The organism is Streptomyces sp. NPDC001502, assembly GCF_042894785.1.
GTDB classification, from domain to species: domain Bacteria; phylum Actinomycetota; class Actinomycetes; order Streptomycetales; family Streptomycetaceae; genus Streptomyces; species Streptomyces kutzneri.
The window spans coordinates 198,120-219,218 of the sequence record NZ_JBIAVW010000007.1; the positions used below are offsets into that span (position 1 = coordinate 198,120).

Annotated in this window: 14 protein-coding genes and 2 pseudogenes; 4 read left to right on the plus strand and 12 right to left on the minus strand. The window is 69.3% G+C overall.

The features are described 5' to 3' along the window. Positions 1-674 precede the first annotated feature (674 nt). On the minus strand, positions 675-1,337 hold the full coding sequence (locus tag ACFY0D_RS14455) for a TrkA family potassium uptake protein (RefSeq protein WP_189739014.1): 663 nt from the start codon (positions 1,335-1,337) through the stop codon (positions 675-677). After that, positions 1,334-2,002, minus strand: coding sequence for a TrkA family potassium uptake protein (locus tag ACFY0D_RS14460; protein ID WP_030016272.1), 669 nt, complete (start codon positions 2,000-2,002; stop codon positions 1,334-1,336). The genes ACFY0D_RS14455 and ACFY0D_RS14460 overlap by 4 nt, the downstream gene beginning before the upstream one ends. A gap of 219 nt (positions 2,003-2,221) precedes the next feature. Here ACFY0D_RS14460 and ACFY0D_RS14465 point away from each other — a divergent pair, with 219 nt between their 5' ends. Continuing rightward, on the plus strand, positions 2,222-4,285 hold the full coding sequence (locus ACFY0D_RS14465) for an APC family permease (RefSeq protein ID WP_390798641.1): 2,064 nt from the start codon (positions 2,222-2,224) through the stop codon (positions 4,283-4,285). Positions 4,286-4,379: 94 nt separating this feature from the next. Beyond that, positions 4,380-5,717, plus strand: coding sequence for a class I SAM-dependent RNA methyltransferase (locus ACFY0D_RS14470; RefSeq protein WP_390798642.1), 1,338 nt, complete (start codon positions 4,380-4,382; stop codon positions 5,715-5,717). A 142-nt stretch (positions 5,718-5,859) separates the two neighbouring features. Here ACFY0D_RS14470 and ACFY0D_RS14475 read toward each other — a convergent pair whose 3' ends face one another. The 4 genes from ACFY0D_RS14475 to ACFY0D_RS14490 all read right to left on the minus strand — a co-directional run bounded on the left by ACFY0D_RS14475 (position 5,860) and on the right by ACFY0D_RS14490 (position 12,546). Then, positions 5,860-8,934, minus strand: a complete 3,075-nt coding sequence (locus ACFY0D_RS14475) for an NB-ARC domain-containing protein (protein WP_390798643.1) — start codon at positions 8,932-8,934, stop codon at positions 5,860-5,862. 392 nt (positions 8,935-9,326) lie between these two features. Next, entirely contained in the window at positions 9,327-9,602 is a 276-nt protein-coding gene (locus ACFY0D_RS14480; protein WP_390798644.1) for a hypothetical protein, read from the minus strand. Between the two features lie 529 nt (positions 9,603-10,131). Beyond that, complete coding sequence (locus ACFY0D_RS14485) at positions 10,132-10,785, minus strand: PaeR7I family type II restriction endonuclease (RefSeq protein WP_390798813.1); 654 nt, start codon at positions 10,783-10,785, stop codon at positions 10,132-10,134. Positions 10,786-10,869: 84 nt separating this feature from the next. Further along, positions 10,870-12,546, minus strand: coding sequence for an Eco57I restriction-modification methylase domain-containing protein (locus ACFY0D_RS14490; RefSeq protein ID WP_390798645.1), 1,677 nt, complete (start codon positions 12,544-12,546; stop codon positions 10,870-10,872). Positions 12,547-13,197: 651 nt separating this feature from the next. Between ACFY0D_RS14490 and ACFY0D_RS14495 the strand changes: the two are divergent. Then, positions 13,198-13,620: pseudogene (locus tag ACFY0D_RS14495) on the plus strand (GNAT family N-acetyltransferase); the annotation flags it as partial. Between the two features lie 151 nt (positions 13,621-13,771). Here the strand turns inward: ACFY0D_RS14495 and ACFY0D_RS14500 are convergent. The 4 genes from ACFY0D_RS14500 to ACFY0D_RS14515 all read right to left on the minus strand — a co-directional run bounded on the left by ACFY0D_RS14500 (position 13,772) and on the right by ACFY0D_RS14515 (position 17,392). Next, entirely contained in the window at positions 13,772-14,962 is a 1,191-nt protein-coding gene (locus tag ACFY0D_RS14500) for a cytochrome P450 (RefSeq protein WP_390798646.1), read from the minus strand. Further along, positions 14,959-16,149: an MAB_1171c family putative transporter gene (locus ACFY0D_RS14505; protein WP_390798647.1), complete on the minus strand. Its 1,191-nt coding sequence runs from the start codon at positions 16,147-16,149 to the stop codon at positions 14,959-14,961. Before ACFY0D_RS14505 ends, ACFY0D_RS14500 begins: the two co-directional genes overlap by 4 nt. Further along, positions 16,146-16,673, minus strand: coding sequence for a regulator component (locus ACFY0D_RS14510; protein WP_390798648.1), 528 nt, complete (start codon positions 16,671-16,673; stop codon positions 16,146-16,148). The genes ACFY0D_RS14505 and ACFY0D_RS14510 overlap by 4 nt, the downstream gene beginning before the upstream one ends. A 263-nt stretch (positions 16,674-16,936) precedes the next feature. Then, entirely contained in the window at positions 16,937-17,392 is a 456-nt protein-coding gene (locus ACFY0D_RS14515; RefSeq protein ID WP_390798649.1) for a helix-turn-helix domain-containing protein, read from the minus strand. Between the two features lie 371 nt (positions 17,393-17,763). On the opposite strand from ACFY0D_RS14515, the pseudogene ACFY0D_RS14520 reads away from it, so the two are divergent. Further along, positions 17,764-18,183 (plus strand): annotated as a pseudogene (locus ACFY0D_RS14520) (putative immunity protein); the annotation flags it as partial. A gap of 243 nt (positions 18,184-18,426) precedes the next feature. Here the strand turns inward: ACFY0D_RS14520 and ACFY0D_RS14525 are convergent. Further along, positions 18,427-18,663: an MbtH family protein gene (locus ACFY0D_RS14525; protein WP_390798650.1), complete on the minus strand. Its 237-nt coding sequence runs from the start codon at positions 18,661-18,663 to the stop codon at positions 18,427-18,429. Between the two features lie 214 nt (positions 18,664-18,877). Next, positions 18,878-21,097: a protein kinase gene (locus ACFY0D_RS14530; protein ID WP_390798651.1), complete on the minus strand. Its 2,220-nt coding sequence runs from the start codon at positions 21,095-21,097 to the stop codon at positions 18,878-18,880. Between the last annotated feature and the right edge of the window lie 2 nt (positions 21,098-21,099).

Below are 21,099 nucleotides of genomic sequence, written 5' to 3' on the forward strand. Positions count from 1 at the left end.
CTCCCGCGGGGCAGGCTCCTGTGCGGGGCCGAGCCCCGGGGAGCGGACGGCCGCAGGAGCGCGTCCCGGTGCCTGCGGGCCAGGCCACTGCGCGGTGGTGTGCCCGCAGGGGTCGACGGCCCGGGGCGGGCCCCTGCCGCCGGGCCCGGCCCTCCGGCTCCGACGGGCCGTGGGCGCGGGGCGCCGGGCCGTACGGGCGGCCCGGGGTGCAACGGCCACGTCGGTGAAGGCCCGCTCCCGCGGGGCAGGCTCCTGTGCGGGGCCGAGCCCCGGGGAGCGGACGGCCGCAGGAGCGCGTCCCGGTGCCTGCGGGCCAGGCCACTGCGCGGGGGTGTGCCCGCAGGGGTCGACGGCCCGGGGCGGGCCCCTGCCGCCGGGCCCGGCCCTCCGGCTCCGACGGGCCGTGGGCGCGGGGTGCCGGTCCGTACCCGTGCGGGTACCGACCGCGGCGGCTCGGGGCGGAGGGCACGTGGGGGAAGGCCCGCTCCCGCAGGGCAGGCTCCTGCGGGGGGCCGAGCCCCGGGGAGCGGACGGCCGCAGGAGCGCGTCCCGGCGCCGGCGCGGCTGGCCACTGCGCGGGGTGGGCCCCGTAGGGCCGACGGCCCGGGCGGGAAGCCCGAAGGGGGCGCGCCCTGCTGGGCGCGCCCCCTTCGTCGTCGAGCAGGCCCGCAGGGCTAGCGGCGGGCCTGGAGGAGGTCCTCCAGCTGTTCCTCGCGGGCCTGGGCGGCCACGAAGAGCAGTTCGTCGCCCGGCTCCAGGGTCTCCTCCCCGTGCGGGGTGAGGACCCGGTTGCCCCGGATGATCGTGACCAGCGAGGTGTCCTCGGGCCAGGTGATGTCGCCGATCTGGGTGCCCGCGACCGAGGAGTCGGCCGGCAGGGTCAGCTCGACGAGGTTGGCGTCGCCGTGGCTGAAGCGCAGCAGCCGTACCAGGTCGCCGACGCTCACGGCCTCCTCGACCAGGGCCGACATCAGGCGCGGCGTGGAGACGGCGACGTCGACGCCCCAGGACTCGTTGAAGAGCCACTCGTTCTTCGGGTTGTTGACGCGGGCCACCACGCGCGGCACCCCGTACTCGGTCTTGGCGAGCAGCGAGACGACGAGGTTGACCTTGTCGTCACCGGTGGCCGCGATGACCACGTTGCAACGCTGCAGCGCCGCCTCGTCCAGCGAGGTGATCTCGCAGGCGTCGGCCAGCAGCCACTCGGCCTGCGGCACCCGCTCGACCGAGATGGCGGTCGGGGCCTTGTCGACCAGGAGCACCTCGTGGCCGTTCTCCAGCAGTTCGCCCGCGATGGAGCGGCCCACCGCGCCTGCACCGGCGATCGCGACCCTCATGCGTGTGCCTCCTCAGGCCCCTCGGCGAACGCCGCCTCGACCTTGTCGATCTCGTCCGTGCGCATCATCACGTGGACGAGGTCGCCCTCCTGCAGGACCGTCGCGGACGTGGGCAGCATCGCCTCGCCCAGGCGGGTGAGGAACGCCACGCGCACGCCCGTCTCGTCCTGGAGCTTGCTGACCTTGTGGCCGATCCAGGCGGCGGAGGTGTGCACCTCGGCGAGCTGCACCCCGCCGCTCGGGTCGCGCCACAGCGGCTCGGCGCCCGAGGGCAGCAGCCGGCGCAGCATCTGGTCGGCGGTCCACCGCACGGTGGCGACGGTGGGGATGCCCAGGCGCTGGTAGACCTCGGCGCGCTTGGGGTCGTAGATGCGGGCCGCGACGTTCTCCACGCCGAACATCTCGCGTGCCACGCGGGCAGCGATGATGTTGGAATTGTCACCACTGCTGACGGCGGCGAAGGCGCCCGCGTCCTCGATTCCCGCCTCCCTCAGGGTGTCCTGGTCGAAGCCGACCCCGGTGACGCGGCGGCCGCCGAATCCGGCGCCGAGCCGGCGGAATGCGGTGGGGTCCTGGTCGACGACGGCGACCGTATGCCCCTGCTGTTCCAGGGTTTGCGCGAGGGCGGAGCCCACCCTTCCGCAACCCATGATGACGATGTGCACGGCCGTCCTTCCGGCTGTCAGCGACTCGCTGGTTCCCAGCCTCATTGCATGCTCTGGTTTAACAGGGTCTCAGACCATGGCCCAAGCTACACACGGGCGGTCACCGATGGGGCCTCTTGCGTCGCAGTCGTGCTGCGGGTGGGGAGGAATTGCGGCGGGATTGCGGTATGAGGGGGTGGGGGTTCGTCAGTCTGATTTCGAACGCTTACGATCCTCTGCGTGTCCAAACTGACCGACGTGCCCAAACGGATCCTGATCGGCCGGGCGCTACGCAGCGACCGCCTCGGAGAAACACTCCTTCCCAAGCGGATCGCCCTTCCCGTCTTCGCCTCCGACCCGCTGTCCTCCGTGGCATATGCCCCTGGCGAGGTACTGCTGGTCCTGTCGATCGCGGGCGTGTCGGCGTACCAGTACAGCCCCTGGATCGCGCTCGCGGTCGTCGTGCTGATGTTCACCGTCGTGGCGTCCTACCGCCAGAACGTCCACGCCTACCCGAGCGGTGGCGGTGACTACGAGGTCGCCAACACGAACCTCGGACCCAGGGCCGGCCTCACCGTGGCGAGCGCCCTGCTCGTCGACTACGTCCTGACCGTCGCCGTGTCGATCTCCTCCGGGGTCGAGAATCTCGGCTCCGCGGTGCATTTCGTCATCGAGCACAAGGTGCTCTCGGCGACCGTCATGATCCTTCTGCTCACGCTGATGAACCTGCGCGGTGTGAAGGAATCCGGCAAGCTCTTCGCGATCCCGACCTATGTTTTCGTCGCCGCCGTATTCGTCATGATCGGCTGGGGTGCCTGGAAGGGCATCGTCCTCGGCGAGACCCTGACGGCGCCGACCGCCGACCTTGAGATCAAACCCGAGCAACAGGGGCTGGCCGGCTTCGCGATGGTCTTCCTGCTGCTGAGGGCCTTCTCATCCGGCTGTGCGGCCCTGACCGGCGTCGAGGCCATCAGCAACGGCGTACCCGCCTTCCGCAAGCCGAAGAGCAAGAACGCCGCGTCCACCCTCGCCTACATGGGCGGCCTGGCGGTCACCATGTTCTGCGGGATCATCGGCCTGGCCATGGCCAGCGACGTGAGGATGGCCGAGAACCCCGCCGAGGATCTGCTGGCGAACGGCGTCCCGGTCGGCCCCGAGTACATCCAGAACCCGGTGATCTCGCAGGTGGCCGAAGCCGTCTTCGGTGATGGCAGCTTCCTCTTCATCCTGCTGGCCGCGGCCACCGCCCTGGTGCTCTTCCTGGCGGCGAACACCGCGTACAACGGCTTCCCGCTGCTCGGTTCGATCCTCGCGCAGGACCGCTACCTGCCGCGCCAGCTGCACACCCGGGGCGACCGGCTCGCCTTCTCCAACGGCATCGTGCTCCTCGCCGGCGCGGCCATCCTGCTCGTCTGGATCTACGACGCGGACTCGACCAAGCTGATCCAGCTCTACATCGTCGGCGTGTTCGTCTCCTTCACGCTGAGCCAGATCGGCATGGTCCGGCACTGGAACCGCCACCTGAAGACGGAGCGCGACGCCGCCGCCCGCCGTCGGATGCACCGCTCCCGGGCGATCAACGCCTTCGGCGCCTTCTTCACCGGCATGGTGCTGGTCATCGTCCTCGCCACCAAGTTCACTCACGGTGCGTGGGTGGCCCTGCTCGGCATGCTGATCTTCTACGGCACGATGAGCGCGATCCGGAAGCACTACGACCGCGTCTCCGCGGAGATCGCCGCCGCCGAGGGCCCCAGCGACGACAGCGTGCGGCCCTCCCGGGTCCACTCGATCGTCCTGGTCTCCAAGGTCCACAAGCCCACGCTGCGCGCCCTGGCGTTCGCCAAGCTGACCCGCTCGGACACCCTGGAAGCGCTCAGCATCAGCGTCGATCCGGCCGAGACCAAGGCCCTGCGCGAGGAATGGGACCGGCGCGGGATCAACGTCCCGCTCAAGATCCTCGACTCGCCGTACCGGGAGATCACCCGCCCGGTGGTCGAGTACGTCAAGGGCCTGCGCAGCGAGAACCCGCGCGACGCGGTCAGCGTCTACATCCCCGAGTACGTCGTCGGCCGCTGGTACGAACACCTGCTGCACAACCAGAGCGCGCTGCGCCTCAAGGGCCGGCTGCTCTTCACCCCCGGTGTGATGGTCACCTCGGTGCCCTACCAGCTGGAGTCCTCGGAGCTCGCCAAGCGGCGGGCGAAGAAGCGCCAGGACTGGAACGCCCCGGGTGCGGTGCGCCGCGGCCCGGTGGACACGCCGCGGCCGCCGAGGCCGCCGAAGGAGCCCACCGCGAAGGGCTGAGCAGGTTGGTGAACGGCCGGACGAGATCCACGTAAACTGGTGGGTCGGTCGTCCGGCCGTTTTCCGTTGTTTCAGTTTTTGGAGTCTCCCCACCATGACGAGCGTCGAGCAGAACGAGAAGCAGTCACTGGTCGGGGAGGAGTACGAGGTCGAGGTCGGCCCCGTGGCGCACGGCGGGCACTGCATCGCCCGGACCCAGGACGGCCGCGTGCTGTTCGTCCGTCACACCCTGCCCGGTGAGAAGGTCGTCGCCAAGGTCACCGAGGGCGACGCGGACTCCCGCTACCTGCGCGCCGACGCGATCACCGTGCTCGACGCCTCCAAGGACCGCGTGGAGGCCCCCTGCCCGTACGCCGGCCCCGGCAAGTGCGGCGGCTGCGACTGGCAGCACGCCAAGCCCGGCGCCCAGCGCCGCCTCAAGGGCGAGGTCGTCGCCGAGCAGCTGAAGCGGCTCGCGGGACTCACCCCGGAGGAAGCCGGCTGGGACGGCACCGTGATGCCGGCCGAGGGCGACAAGCTGCCGGCCGGGCAGGTGCCGCAGTGGCGCACCCGCGTGCAGTTCGCGATCGACGAGGACGGCACCGTCGGCCTGCGCCGCCACCGCTCGCACGAGATCGAGGCGATCGACCACTGCATGATCGCGGCGCCGGGCGTCAGCGAACTGGGCATCGAGAAGCAGGACTGGCCGCAGATGGCCACGGTCGAGGCGATCGCGGCGACCGGCTCGCAGGACCGCCAGGTCGTCCTGACCCCCCGCCCCGGCGGCCGCCTTCCCCTCGTCGAGCTGGACAAGCCGGTCTCCGTCCTGCGCGTGGAGGAGAAGGACGGCGGCGTCCACCGCGTCCACGGCCGCCCCTTCGTACGGGAGCGCGCGGACGGCCGTACGTACCGCGTGGGCATGGGCGGCTTCTGGCAGGTCCACCCCCAGGCCGCGGACACCCTGATCAAGGCCGTCATGCAGGGCCTGATGCCGCGCAAGGGCGAGATGGCTCTCGACCTCTACTGCGGCGTCGGCATCTTCGCGGGAGCCCTCGCGGAACGCCTCGGCGAGACCGGGGCCGTCCTCGGCATCGAGTCGACGAAGCGCGCGGTGGAGGACGCCCGCCACAACCTGGCGGACTTCCCGCGGGTCCGCATCGAGCAGGGCAAGGTCGAGCAGATCCTCCCGAAGACCGGGATCACGGAATGCGACCTGGTCGTCCTGGACCCCCCGCGCGCGGGCGCCGGCAAGCAGACGGTCCGCCACATCACGGGCCTCTCGGCCCGCCGCATCGCGTACGTGGCCTGCGACCCGGCGGCCCTGGCACGCGACCTGGGCTACTTCAAGGAAAACGGCTACAAGGTCCGCACCCTCCGCGTCTTCGACCTCTTCCCGATGACCCACCATGTCGAGTGCGTGGCAATCCTGGAGCCGATCGCAAAGGGCGCCTGACCTGCAGGTCAGGGCGGTGTGCATGTGGGCGTTACGGGCGATGTCTTGACGCTGAGATGGCGCTCGTGACGCTCATCCGGCAGGGGCAGTGCAGGTCCGCGTCAGCAATCGACATGCCGCACTCCGGGGCGGTGAGCAGAGCTCAAGCGCCGCGCAGCATCATGCTGACAGCCGACGCTATGACGGCATCGGAGAGCAGCCGCCAACCGAATTCGTCGTCCCGGGCGAGGGCCGTCGAGTCGTGATCAGCCAGTTCCCCGTGGGTCGTGCGAAGCCTCTCGTGATCCTGATCGCATACGGCATCGAGGAGGCGGAGCGTCTGCATCTTGTATGGCATGCATGTCACCTCGGCTTCCAGGCTGAGGTGTCCGGCAGGCATGTGCGACACCATGCTGAGGAGAGTGGACAGGAGTGGCCGGCACTCAGGGGCGGGCGATGGGTCGGTTTCGCCGATCAGGACAGTGAACGCAGTGCGGCACTCGGGCACACCGGAGGCGACGGCCAGCCCCACACGCAGACCGACATTGTGTAGGGTCCTGGCCATCAACTGTGGGTGCAGCGGCCACTCGACCATGTACTCGCAGAGGGCCTGCAGGTGTTCCAGGGCATCGCTCCAACGATGCTGAAACGCCAGGGCCTCCGTGAGCAGCCCGGTCACTTGGAGGCGCTGCGGGCGGGGAAGGCTGTCCTCCTCGAGGAGTGATCGGCAGCGCTGCTCTACTTCCTCGTCCGACATGCGACCGGTGCTCAACGCCAAGGTGATCTGGCCGATCTCGCGTTGAGCCTGCGAGTGGGGAGTGCCCGGCATCCGTTGGCGCAGCGACTCTAGATCGTCTGCGAGGGTCTGCACCTCTGGTTGCGCAGCCCCACGGCCGGTGTGACTTGCGAGGATCGTCAGGCAGTTCGCAACGGCCAGAGATACGTCCTCGGGGCGGGAGTCGGCCAGTTGGAAGGCAAGGTCTCGGGCGCGGTGGAGATGGTGCAGCCACACTGCTGACGTTTCTCCCGTGTTGCGCAGTACGTCGGCGAGCTGGGTGCGGGTCTTGAGTTCCAGCAAGGGCGCGGGCTCTCTGCGGGTAAGCAGGTATGCCAGTTCGTTCTCAAATGCCTCGCGGGCATCGTCTAGCTTCCCTCGCAGGACGTACGCTCCGGCCAGGTTGCCCCACATGACGGCCAGCGTGTCGGTGGCGATGCCCAGCCGGCTCGCATGGTCAGCAAGGCTCTGTACGTGAGGCAGGACAGCGAGGAGGTGCTTCTCGTCATCCGCTTCGATGAATGCCGTCAGCCAGCCCTGAGCGTGGAAGGCGGCCTGGCTCAGGATTTCGGGCACGTCGCTGCTGCGCTCTGCCAGTGTGCGGATGACGTGCTGCACGATCTCGTTGATGCTGATGGTGTCATCGATGCCCTCGCAGTGGGCGGTCGACCATTCCTGCTGGGGCAGCGTGCACAGTGGTTCATCACGCTGGGCCAGGGACTCGGTGCGCAATGCGCGATGCATCTCGTGGGCGGTGAAGGGGACCTTGGCTGCCGGGCTGAAGACCGCCGGATGGCGAAGGCCGGCCTGGATGGCGTTGTCGCTGGACATCAGGGTGGAGAAGTAGAGCAGCCAGATCGGTATCTGCCTGGAGGCGAAGTACGCCGCGGGAAAGAGTGAGTGGGCTGCGCCGGTAGACGCTGGCTGCAGCTCGTCTTTGTCCATCAGCCGCTGCAGAGCCAACCGGATCGCTCCGACCAGCGTTTCGGGGTATCCATCCGGGATGGAGGCCGTGTCGTCCAGTGCCCAATCACGGATCTGCTCGAGATAGCGGGCTGCTTCGTTGAGTCCGAACTCGCAGCCGGCGAGATGGCCGCAGGCGAGCTCTATGGCCAGTGGCCAGTAGTTCAGGCGCTGTGCCAGATCTGAGGCAGTCCGTTCGCTGAGAGCGTCCCAGTCTTCGTCCGGGCTCAGGCGTATCCGGATCAGTGTCCTGGCTTGATCGGGAGTCATGCTCTGAACCACGACCCTGGCCCGATGAGTTGCCCAACTTGCTTGGTTGGTCGAGGTAATGAGGACGTGGCCACGGCCGCTGGTCGGCATCCAAGGCTGCAGGAGCCGACGGTCAACGACATTGTCGATGACCATGAGCCAGGGCCGCGCCGAGGCACTGAGCAAGGTGCGCACCCGGTCGCGGAGCCTGCTGTTGTCCGCACCGGCGTCATAGCTGTTGCGGGGGAGTAGCCAGTCATGGAGGCTTTGGAAGGAGGCGCGCAGGGATGCGCTGCTCTCGCCGTTGACCCAGAAGATGTGGTCGTAGGAATCTGCCAGGTCGTGGGCATACGCGGCGGCGATACTGGTCTTACCGATGCCGGAGGGGCCGAGTACCACGCAGGTGCTCACCGCGCGTTCCCCGCGGCCGCCGGTCAGCGCCGTACGGATGTGACCGACAAGTTCCGGGCGGGGGACGTCCGGAGGAGCAGGCACCGCGTTGACCATGACGCCCCAGTCGAACTCGCCCAGCTCATAAGCAAGATGGCGCCCCGGGGTCAGGAGTTCCTCGCGGAACTCTGCGAGCGAGAACAACCCGTCGAACTCACCCGAAGCACGGCGGTGGATTTCGAACGCCAGGTAATTCGTGAGGCGGCCAGCAGACTCGTGGCCGAGACCGCTGCGATGCTCGTTGCGAAGCCGTCGCATCCGCTCCCGAAGCTGATCGCGCAGCTGAAACCGCTCCCGGAGGTCCACCGAGACTCGTGCGCGGCGTAGACGGCTCACGTCTTCGTCGCTCATCACCGCAGGTTCTTGACGCCAGCGGCTGCGCTCCAGCAACCGTTGCAGCCGCTCGCGGAGCTCGTGTGGATCGTCCATGCCCAAGATACGGTTCAGTTGCACGGCCTTGGGATGGAGTCGCATATTCGTGATCAGCTGGTACGACCGCGCCCGGGGCCGTGCGCGGATCATTCGAAGGAGGATGCCGAAGGCGTCGGGAGCCGACATCTCCGCACCTGAGCCGCCGGATTTCACCTGTACGGCGTGCAAGCTGGTGCGCTCGTGGTCGACGAGCTCAAAGTCGACTGCATCGGGGTCCGTCGAATCTTGATCTGCGGTGATCGCCGGTTCGATCAGTGCGGCGGCGACTCCAGAGACGCGGTCTTCCGCGGCATCGAGGAGCGCTTCCAGCGTGACGAGGTACTGATACTGGAATCCATCTGCTGCTGCCTGACCTCCGCGCTCGGCCACCGGCGCCCCTATCCGTAGGAAGGGACCAACTTACCCGGCGCCGTAGACATTCCGCTCGCGAAGGGGTGCGAGGGAGGGTGTGAGCGACGTGCTCTGTGAACTGAGGACCTGGGTTCGGACAGGCGCAACCAGACGGCCAGCCGTGGAGTGTGAACCTCCTCGCCCTGCGGCCCCTCGCTGCCCGACTGGCTGTCTTCTCCGAAGGCGAGAGCTCGCTCGGCCGTATCCAGCAGGTCGGCATACGTCACTACCTGGATCCGGGAGAGGTGGGCGCTCAGGATAGCCAATCACCACTGTGGCGCGAGCGTGTCGGTAGTCGTAGTCCAGGTTCAAATCATTGCGGTGGAGAGCGCTGAGAGCGGCACCCATTTCGTCAAGAGTGCGAAGGTAATTCATGCACTGCCCGACAGCCTCATTGACGGCACTCGCCTTGAGGCGACTCCTGTGTGCTGGCCGCCAAAGATCCAGTGATGGCCGGACATGGCCTTGTGCATGACCGTCTCGTTGGCGGTTTCGGCGAGGGCGAGTTCACGCAATTCTCCCAGCAGCGCTCGCCGCCTGCGAACAACCGCCGCCTCGGCCGCAAACAGACCTGCGGGCGTTGAGGTAAGGCCAGTCAGGACTGCATCAATGTCACTACGTCTCGACAGCATCTCGCCGAAGGTCACGGACGTGAGTCCAGCTGCCCCATTGTCGCTCAGCGACTTGCCAAGACCGTCCCAATGCACTGGTAGATCTCCGACGGACGCCGGCTGGACCCGGGCATCCTGCCGCGCTTGCTTGCGTCTCGAAGCACCCGCCTGCGTTGCAGTGTTGGCAAAGCCGACGCTGCCGGTATCCGCCTGAAACCGCGGTGTCAGCAGCCCTCCAGAAGGCCTGTGACCCGCCCGGGTGCCCACCGAGCGTGTGCCATGCCAGGGCCGGATGGTCGGCGCGAACAGCGGTGAGGCTGGCGGTGGCCAACCCACACCGCTGGCACTTGGGCAGGGTGTAGGGCTGCTCGACCCAGTCGATGCGATAGCGACGGCAGATGAGGTAGTCGACAGCGAAGGCGAATTCGCCGTTCAGATGTGCCGGGTGTTGGCGCCAGCCATCCCGCTCGGTCGATGCCATGTCCTGCCATGGCGTATCCAGTTGAGGGACGACTGGCATCCGTACCCGACGGCCGCGCGTCGCCAACGCCCTCAGGCGCCGCACTTATCCGGGGATGCCGAGGTCCTTCAGGTACGTGAGGCGCGCGTTTATTGCCGCGGAGAAATGGCGCCAGTCGAGGCTCTCGACCAGTTCGATCGGCTTCGGGTTTTCGGCCGAGGACGTGACGTAGCATGCGGCATCGTAGAGCTGTTCGTTCATGAGTCTCTGGCAGAAGATTCCGAACCGGTCCTGATACGACGTTCCGTGCCAGATCTCATCGGCGGGAAGGGCGCCCTTGGCAGTCTTGACCGGCCGCCGTGATCCATCACCGTCCTGCATGACGAAGAAGTAGCCCAGCCAGGGCTTCTCCTTGGGGTACAGGTCAGCGAGGGACGCTCGACGCAGATCAACAGCGCTGCCCAACGCCTCTTCGACCCGGTTGTTGTAGTTGTTGCCGTACGACGGTCCGCCCAGTGCCTTCAGTTCGAACGCCGCCACGAGGACGTTGTCGTGAACCACCACGAGGTCCCATTGCTTCTGCGGCCGGTAGTAGCCAGGCAGTTCAAGGCCCTGTGACTTGGTGACCCGGATGCTCTCCTGCGGGTAGCCGGCTTCCAGAAAGAACTTCGCCAGGAGCGCCGCGATGACATCGAAGTGCTTGCCGCCTCGGACGGAGCCCGCAGTGCCGGCCCCTACCGCGTTCTTGATTGCAGACAGGTCGTTCTACAGTTGCTTTGCATCCCAGTACGCCGCGATGGCGTCTTCGAAGTCTTGGCGGGTGACCGTCAAGATCCGTTCCTCCTAGTCAGGCAGCTCGGCGAGTCCGTAGACACGCAAAGCAGCCTCGGTGGCAGCCTCCACATCCCGCTTGTCGAAGGCTTCTGCAAGAGCAAACTGGTCGCTCTCGCTGATTGCCTCCGGGGCAGGGACGCGGATCTTCCGGAGGTACTGCGCCTGGAAGCGGAGGGTGCCCCCACGCATCTTGACCGCGTACGCCTCCACGAATGCCTCCGCGACCTTGGACAGCAATAGGCCACCGAGTACGCGCATGTCCCAGACGTCCGAGACGATGAAGTACAGGTTGTGGTGAGGATACAGGCCGCCTTCGTCGAGGACCGGATGGATCCTCAGCTTCATGTCCGGAAACAGCAGCTTCTGACGACGGGTGAGGTGGTGGTCGACCTTGTCGATGGTCTTGTACCAGCGCTGCGGCTGCTTGACCGCGACGTAGCGCTTACGCAGGGCCTCGCGGTGCTTCTGGAAGTAGAAGGCGAGACGCGGGTACACGTCGAGGTCGACCAGGTCGCCGCTGGCCGTCCAGGGGTTGACCAGGTACGTGCCGTCCCAGTCGATCGTGCCGCTGGTGGTATCACGAACCATGGCCATGGGGAGCAAACGCTCCTCCTCCACCAGGTCCTTGTCCTTGGTGAGGAAGATCTTGTCTGCGCCGGTGGCGATGCCGATTCCGACCTTCGTTCCGGTCTCGGCGTCTTCCAGGAGCCGGAAGCGCTCGGTCAGGTCCTCAAGAACCGCGAGCCGCGCCGGCGAAGCGGCCGGCCACGAATCCTCCTCCGGGAACCAATGAGGCATGCGAGCAGCTTGGTGGGAGGTTGTGGTCACCGTCGACTGCTCGTTCCCCAGGTACCAGCCGGCGAACTCCCGAGCCTGTTCAGCGCCGAAGGAGCGGCTCGTGTCCGCGGCGACCGCTGCGCCCTGGGGCTTGTTCGAGATGAGGGTGATCGCGGGATAGGCCGAAACCTGATCTTCGAAGGCGTCGACATCGTGCATCACGAGGGCGAGGTCCATGCTGAAATTCTTGGTCACCAGCTGCCTGAGCCGTCGGCCGTACTGGTTGCGCATCCATCGGTCGGCGCAGATGAATCCCAGCTGGCCGCCGCGGTTGAGGCTGCGCAAGGCCACCTCGTAGAAGCCGATGTAGATGTCGGCTCGGCCTCCCATCGTGGGGCAAGCCTGGCGGTAAGCGGCCATCCGGTCGTCGGGAACGTCTTCGAGCCGGATATACGGAGGGTTGCCGACGACGTAATCGGCGCGATGCTCGGCGTCCGATTGCAGTAGGTAGTCGCCTTGTTTCACCCACGCTGTGGCGACTTTCCTTGCGTGCCTCGGATCCCAGCCCTCTCCTTGAAGCGCTTCCGCGATCAGCGTCCGGCTCTGTTCGACGTTGCGGTCCAGCAAGTCGAAGGCGCGGACGGCGTCGATCGCTTCTGTGATGGGACGCTGGCGCGCGCGGCATGACGCGCTGATTCGGGAGGCGATGACGGCCAGGAATGCTCCGCCGCCACAGGCTGGCTCTACGAGCTTCAGATTGCGGAGGTCTTTGTCTGCGGTGTAGCCGAGGAGATCCAGGATGAGCTCGACAACCCAGGCACGCGTGAATACCTCGCCATGCTCCACAGCCTCCTGCAGAGACTTGGGAAAGGAGAGGTCGTCGATGCTGAACAGCGAGATAGTTGCCACGCAAGGACAGTACCGCCCGTCCCTCCTCAAGCCTGACTTCTATCCACAGAACGTAGTCAGTCAATAACAGGAGTCTGTGATGTGGCGTGCCGAAGTCGATGGCGTGGCTGTCAGTGGTGATCGCCTACAGCCTGGAACGGAAGCGCAGTCCGGGCTTCGGACGGAATTCGGCTGGTCACGCGCGATGCGGCCTGTGAGGTCCATGCCAACGACGGAGGGCGTACGCGGATGCCATGGCTGCCAAAGGGGTCTCGCCCGACGACCCGTCGCTACGCGCGGTCGACCTCGACGCTGCCGACGCCCGGGTGCCACAGTGGTGCCGGGCGTCGGACCAGTTCGGGGGATCGGGCCGCAGCCCGCGTGCAGCCTCTTCGCGAATCCCATTGGTGCATCTCACCGCTCCGAATGTGCTGGTCTACCGGGCGGTGACGGGGGCGTGCCGTGCACCCGCTCCCTCCACGTTGCGCTGAGCCGGAACTGCCTGGAGCAGTCCACCTCAGCGGCCGTCCCCTTGGCAGCTTCGGGGTGGCGTGCGGAGGGGCGTCACGGTGTTGCCGGGGACCCGGTACGTATGCACGTCTGCTGCCCGAATAGCACCGATGGGAGAACGACCCCGGCACGCTCCTCGGCTACGGTAACCAATTCCCGCAGGCGTGGGAGGTCCGCGAGAAAGGCTGGGACGGTCAGCGCGGGAACGGGAACTACCAGCAGTTCGAGATCCTGGACGGCCCCGAGCCGGTCGGGACGACCGTTCTCATCGTCAATACCTTCGTCTCCACGGCCGAGTTCGTGATCGTCATCTCCCCCGAACACCGGGGCAAGGGCTACGCGGCCGAGGCGACTCGTCTGACCCTGGACTACGGGTTCCATCTCGGCGGCCTGCGCATGGTCCACCTCAAGGTCCTGGAGCCCAACACCGCCGGGAACAAGGCGTACACGAAGGCCGGGTTCAAGGAGGTCGGCCGCCTGCGGCGTTCCGGCTTCTGGCTCGGGCAGGACTGCGCGGAAATCCTGATGGACGCCCTCCCCGAGGACTTCACCGGCCGCTCCGCCGTACGGGCTCTGGCGGAATAGCCGCAACGCTGTGATGCGTACGGCCGCGCCCCGCTCTCCAGCGTGATCAGGAGAGCGGGTCCCGCATCCACGCCCGCCGCGGATTCCCTGAACCGGGAGTCCGCGGCGGGCCTTTGTTGTCCTGGTGCGTCAGCCTTGTGGTTGGGGTGGGTCAGGCCAGGGTCAGGGGGAGGGTGGTCAGGCCGCGGGTGAGGCGGGTTTGGCGCCAGGTCGGGGACTCCGTGGGGGTGGCCAGGCGGGTGTTCGGGAAGCGGGTCAGCAGGGTGCGGAGGGCGATCTCCGCCTCGGCGCGGGCCAGGGGAGCGCCCGGGCAGCGGTGGATGCCGTGGCCGAAGGAGAGGTGGGCGGTGGAGTCGCGGTCGAGGTCCAGGTGATTCGGGTCGGGGAACGCCGCCGGGTCGCGGTTCGCGGCACCGGGGGCGATGAGCACCGGGAAGCCCGCCGGGATGTCCATGCCGCCGATGCGCAGGTCCTCCGTGCTGTGGCGGAAGGTGGCCACGCTCACCGGGGAGTCGAAGCGGAGCAGTTCGTCGAGGGCGCCGGGGATCAGGTCCGGGTCCCGGCGCAGGCGGTCGAGCGCCTCCGGGTGCCGGAGCAGGGCCAGGACGGCGTTGCCGATGAAGTGGGTGGTGGTCTCGTGCCCGGCGACCAGGAGGAGGGCGGCCAGGGAGACCGTCTCGTCCCGGTCGAGGCCGCCCTCGTCGCAGTCCCGCAGGAGGGAGCGGAGCGGACCGTCGCCGGGTGTGGCGCGGGCCGTGTCGAGCAGGTGGGCGAGGTAGTCGCCGATGTGGTGTGACGCGGCGTCGACGAGGGCGGTGTCGGTCGCGTCGAAGAGGTCGTGGGATCGGGCGGCGAGGGTGGCGCGGTCGGCTTCGGGGACGCCCAGCAGCTCGCAGACGACGGTGACCGGCAGGGGGACCGCCAGGTCCGCCACCAGGTCGATGTCCGTGCCAAGTCGCCACGCGGCCGTGAGGTCGTCCACGACCCGGGTGATGAACGGGCGCAGCTCCCGGACGCGGCCGGTCGTGAACAGCCGGGTCGCCACCCGCCGGTGGCGGGTGTGCGCGGGCGGGTCGCTCGCCAGCATGTTGCGGGAGATCGCCGGGTGCAGGTCGCGGTCCGAGGGCCGGTCGGCGAAGAAGCGGGCCGTGTCCTTGGACAGGCGGGGGTCGGTGAACGCCTCGCGGGCCTCGGGGTGACCGGTGATCAGGTACGCGTGGTGTCCGCCGGAGCCGGTGGGGATGCGTCGGACCGGGCAGCCTTCGCGCAGCCGGTCGTACGTGGGGTAGGGGTCGGCGAAGAAGCGCGGGTCGCGCAGGGGGTCCTGCCGCGGGGCGGTCACGAGGCCACGCCCGCGTTCTCGGGTGCCGGGTGCCGCGCGTAGGCGTCCGCCACGAGCAGCAGCCACGCGGTCTCCGCCGGGAGGTCGCCCTTGCGGGAGCGGGTGCCGGCGGCGGGCGGGGCCTCGTCGCCGTCGAGGGGGAGTCCGGCGCGCTTCGCGTCGACGGCCGCGGCGATGACCGCCGCCTCCACCTCGGCGTCGCCCTCGGGGGTGTCGGCCGTGCCCAAGCGGGCCACCTCGGCGGCCGCGGCGTCCCGTACCGACGCCCGACGGTACGGGCGCAGGGCCAGTACGCAGTCGTTGATCTCGATGACCCGGCGGTGGAGGTGGAAGTCGAGGTCATGGGTGTCGGCCTCGGTGGGGCCCGGGTCGAGCACGACTTCGGGGACGGCCGAGGTGACTTCCCGCCACAGGGGTTCCAGCGCGGTGAACGAGTTCCGTTCCCAGCGACGGCGGCGCAGTTGGCTGAGCGGCCACAGCAGGGCGGGGAGGGTGAGTCCGACGGTGATGAGGAGAACGGCGACGGCGGGCGCGGTCACGCTGAACGTGCAGCGGAAGGGGGTCAGCGGGCTTGAGCACCGGGCGTGGTCGGGTACGAGCCCCAGGCCGAGGCCGATGGAGACCAGGGCGAAGAGCTTGTACGCGGCGTAGACGAGGGCGAAGCCACAGCCGATCGAGGTCGTGCGCAGGCCCCACCGCTGACTGCGGCGGGTCGAGCGCTTGGACTGGGCCCAGGTCTGCAGCAGGAAGTCCTTGGCCGTGTACCCCAGGTAGGAGATGTAGATGAGCACGTAGCAGGCGTACAACACCGGGTTTCGTCCGGTGAGTTGTTCGGCCGTGAAGAAGACGGTCATGCCGGCGACGCAGATCGCGAGCGCGAGGACGCGCAGCCGGATCTGCCGGCGGGCCCGTTCGCGGTCCAGATTGAGCTGGAAGAGGAAGGCGAGGACCGAGGTGGCCGCCGTCAGGGTGAAGGTGTTGCTGAGGAGCCGGGCGACGTGCGGGACCACCGATTCGACCGCGCGCTCCACAGCGGGGGCGTAGGAGGCGAAGGCGAGGGCGAACGAGGTCAGGAGCGCCGCCATCGCCCAGGCGCCCGTGGGGCGGTGTCCGCCGCGTCCGCGTACCCAGTAGGCGGCGAAGCACAGCAGCACGGCGGCCGTGCCCGTGAAGAGGATGTTGATCATTTCCGGTGGCGTTTCTTCCTGTGTGGCTCGGCGAACAGCGCGTCCCAGCTCTCGGCGCCGCTGGCGGGCCGGCTCGACGGGCTTTCGCGTCCCCGGTACATGAGTTGTCGGATCACGCTGGCCATCACCTCGGCCTCACGCTCGTCCTCGCTGGTGTAGCTGGTCCGGCCGGACATGCGCTGGACGAGGGTGGGGTTGAACCCGATCGCGCGCAGGGTGTCCTGGTCCAGTTCCAGGCTGCCCGGGTGGTCGCAGATGATGTGGCTGATCTCGTGGGCGAGGATGTGGTTCTGGTGGAGGGGGGACGTGGCCTCCTCGTAGAACAACAGGTCGGCGTCCGCGGTCTCCAGGCGGATGCCGCACGGGGCGTCCATGGCGCCCAGGGTGCTCAGGGGGCGCAGGATGATGGGGCGTCCGCGCTGTTCGGCCACGGCGTCGCGGAGGTCGCGGGTGCTGAAGCGGTGCGGGAGTTGAAGTGCCTCGACGCGCGCCTCACATGTGGCGCGAAGCTGCTCAAGGTCCATGTTCTCACTCTGGTGACGCCGGGCGGGGTGGTCGGCCGGGGCGGATCTCTCCCTGGAAGCCCGGTACGCGCGCGCCCCAATGCTGGCATGTCCGCGACGCCGATTCGAGGGCGGGGTGCCGTCGCGGCCGGGCCGTGCGGCGGGCGATGCCGGGCTTGTGCCGGGAAACGCCTGATGCCCCCCTGTCGATGAGCGGCCACAGGGGGGTGTCGTGTTGTGTCGCGTCGGGGCGGGGACCGTGGGATCGCCGCCCGGCGCGCGGTTCAGTCGTCCAGGTCGAGGCCCTGCGCGGGGTCGTCGGTGGTGAGCCCTTCGAGCTTCCGGGCCTGTTCGATCACCGTGGACAGCATCTTCAGGCTGTCGACGCTCAGGCCGTTGGCGCGCAGGGCCACCTTGCGGACGTCCCGATCGCGCATGGCGGCGAGGAGGTCGATCTCCGCCCGGGTGCGTTCGGCCGCCGCGCTGTCGACGAAGTAGCCCGCCGGGACGCCGAAGAAGTCGGCCAGGGCCTTGATGGTGTGTCGCGTCGGGTTCCGCTTGGCGCCGGTGCGCAGCTGCTGGATGGCGCTCGCCGTCACCCCGCGTCCCTCTCCGGTCGCGGCCTTGCGGATTCCCTCGGCGACCTCCGCGTAGGTGTAGGGCCCCCGGGAAGGGGGGTGCACCTCGCGGAAGAGATGGTCCAGGAGTTGGGCGAAGGTGGGCGACTGGTCATCCTCCACGTACAGACCTCCTTGGCGTGATGCCGAGCCTTTGCCCACCACAGTGTTTCTCGAAGCCCATCGGGCCGGCCCCGGCAACACTTTGGTTGACGCCGGACAGTCACTCTGGTGTACGTTACCAATGCTTCGTCGCCACTGAAGTGTCGACGTGGTGACGTGGTGACGTGGCGGCGGGGGCGGCACCGGCCGGGGTCGGGGCTGAGCTTCACGGGGGTGAGCTCGGCCGACGGCCCGGAGCGCCGTGGCCGCGCCGGACGGGTTCGCCCCGGCCGGCGCGCGGCGACGCGGGGGAGCTGCCGCCCCGTTCGTCGGCCGACGCGATCGGACGGGGAGGCCCCGCGGGCACGGCGCCGGGGCGCTCACGGACCCCCAACCATCGGCTCCTGGCTCTGTGGGCCGCCGCGTGAGCGGAGCACGTTCTGCACTGCTTCGAGTCGGAGCAGCCCTCGGACCCTCGGACCCTCGGACTCGCGGCCCCGCGAGGCGGATGGCCATGTCATGGCTGCGCCAAAGGAGTTGAGCGGAGCCGCTCGGCGTGCTCGCATACGCTGCCGGCCAGGCGGCGGTGGTGGCGCATGTCGCCGCACGCCGCACATGAGCTCGGCGCTGCGGCCTACGCGATCAAGGCCGCGCGTGCGGCGGCCCCTGGAGGGAAGGGTGAGGGCGCCGGCAGGCTCGGAGTGCCGCCGGCAGCGCGAACAGCTCCCGGTGTGATTCGCGAACTCGTCCTGGATGACCAGCGGTTGCGAAACGAGATCTGCCGGCCGGCCTTCGACTGTCGACGGGCGTGACGGGCGTGACCGGGCGGGACGGCTTGTCCGCACTGACCCGACGGGTGGCGTCCGGCTGCGGCCGGGGCCGGGGCGCGTACGCCACCGCCGCCTTTTCCCCCTGGAACTGGCCCCGGTTCGGCGCCGTCCGCAGGGCCTTCACCGTGGCGGGTCCCCACAGGCCGTCGGCGCCGACGCCGAGCCTGGTCTGGAGCCGGCCCCCGGCGCTTCGGTTCGGCGGGCAGCCGGAAGGCCGCGGTCACCTCACGCGGGGCCGACGGACGCCGGGTCGGCGGTCATCGCGTCGCGCAGGGTCTTCGGTCGCAGGTCGGTCCAGTTCGCCTCGATGTGTTCCAGGCACCGCCGGCGGCTCTCCTCGCCGAACACGATGCGCCAGCCGGCGGGGATCCCGGCGAACGCCGGCCACAGCGAGTGCTGTTCCTCGTCGTTCACCAGGACGTAGAACCGGCCGTCGGCGTCGTCGAACGGGTTGCTGCTCATGAATGCACTCCAATTCAAGCCGTTCACGATGCGATTCCCGTCCGGGAACCGGATCGTCATCCGTTGGTGGGGATGGAGCCGGCGTGACCGCCGTGCCCGATCATGACATCCTTCGGGCGCCCCGGGGAGGCCGTTCGTGCGGATGATGCGTTCCGTTGTGGGCCGCCAACGCGCCTTTCTGGTCCTCCTGTTGACACGGAAGGCGCCAACGGCCCTAAGGGAGCGGAAGGGCGATCAGCTTCTTCTCCTCGCGGAGGTAGAGCCGCTTGCCGTCCGGATCCGGCGTCAGGGCGTAGGCGCTCGTCCTGTAGTGCCAGACCGGGGCCTGGGTGCGGATGCGGACGGCTCGCAGGCCCGTCGCGTCCATCGTGTAGATGTGGCTCGGGGTGACCACAGGGGCGATGTCGCGATGGGGCTTCGCGCCTTCCGGCAGGATGTCCGTCCACTGCAAGGTGCCGAAGACGGCGCTGATGGCGACGACACCGCGCGTGCCCTCCACGGCGTACACGACCCCGTCGCGGACGGTCGGCATGCCGTACCGGCGCCGGGCGCCCACCTCGCCCGCGTCGCGGTCCGCGCCGAAGACCCAGGCCGACTCGCCGTCGGTGAGCCGCAGCGCGTGCACGGCCTTGGCGCCGATGTACACGCGGTCGTCGTCCGTGGCCGGCCGGCCCGGCGTGGCGCCGGGTGCTTCCACCGACACGTTCCAGCGCTCGGCGCCGCTGCCGGCGTCGTGCACGGACACCCGCAAGGCGCCGCTCGTCTCGGCGTGCTGCCACAGCAGTACGCCGCCGCGTACGGCCTTGACGCCGATGGGGGTCGGGCGTCCCAACTGCACCTGCTCCTCGGTGGGGGCCGCCGCCGGCTGCCGCCACAGTTCCTTGCCGGTCTTCAGGCTCGCGGCCACCACGGACCACTGGTCGCCCCCGGCCGCCTTGGCGTAGAGGAACACGGTGTCGCCGGCCACACCGAGGATCTGGTTGAGCGCGTTCGTACCGTCGTACGCGGGAAGCCGGACGAGCGGCGCCTGCTCCTTGCCGTTCTCCAGGGACAGGGGTAGGGGTACCACCGCGAGGGCCTTGTCCGCGGCGTCCCGCTTCCCGACCGCGTAGAGGACCGTGCCGTCGGTGGCGACACGCCAGACCTGAGCGAAACCCTGGATCTCCCTCAGGGGCTTGCCGTCCTGCTGGAAGATCCCGCTCGTCGTGGGCCCGGTGGCCGTGACGACCATGCCGTTCACCGGCAGCGGGGCGCTGCCCACCACGGGGCGCTCCAGGTCGGCCTTCCACAGCGCGTCCGGCGGTGGCTCCAGGGCCTGCTGCCCGGCGTCCGCCGCCCCGTCCCCGCCCTCTCCGCGGCTGCCGAGCCAGGCCCACAGCCCGCCCCCCGCCGCGAGCGCGACGGCGCCGGCCGCGGCCCCGGAGACCGCGAACAGCCTGCGGCGCGACAGGCCTGCGTCGTCGGCGACGACGGTGTCCGCCTCCCCGTGGGGGGCGGGCAGCCGGTGCGGCGGCTCCTGCCACACGGCCGCGGCGCGCCGGGCGATGTCCGCGAGCACCGGCTGCGGCAGCCCGTCCGCGAACGGGCCGTCGCCGGGCGCCAGCAGGTCGGCCAGCTCGGCCGTCGTGGGCCGCAGCGCCGGGTCCTTGGACAGACAGCGGGAGAGTACGGGAGCCAGCGCCGCCGGTACGCCGCTCAGGTCGGGCTCCGCGTACCGCACCCGGTACAGCAGGTCCGCGGCCTGGCCGCCGCCGAAGGGGCCGTGCCCGGACGCCGCGAAGACCAGGACGCCGGCCAGCGCGAACACATCACCGGCCGGGGAGTGTTCGAGACCGCCGGCCTGCTCGGGCGACATGAAGGCGGGCGTGCCGGCCGCGGCTCCGGTGCGGGTCAGCCGTTCGTCGCCGAGGGCGCGTGCGATACCGAAGTCGATGACCTTGGGCCCGGCGGCCGTGACCATGACGTTGGACGGCTTGAGGTCGCGGTGCACCACGTCCGAGCCGTGCAGCTGTCCCAGCGCACGGGCGAGCTCCGCGCCCAGGGCGCGGACGCACGGCTCGGGCAGCGGGCCGTCCAGCCCGACCGCCTCGTCGAGCTGCGGCCCGATGACGTACTCGGTGGCCAGCCACGGCGTCGCCGCCACTGCGTCCGCGGCGAAGACCCGGGCGCCGTAGCGGTCGCCGATGACCCGGGCCGCGTCCGCCTCCAGCCGGAACCGGGTCCGGAAGGTGGTGTCGGCGGCGATCCGGGCGTGCACGGTCTTGAGCGCGACCGTCCGCCCGGCCGCCGAACGGGCCAGGTAGACCGTGCCCATGCCGCCGCTGCCGAGCCGGGCGAGCAGCCGGAAATCGCCGAGGTGCTGCGGATCGTCGTGCGTGAGCGGTGCGAGTGGTGCGAGCGGTGCGCGGGTGGCGCGGGGGGCCGGGACGGACATCG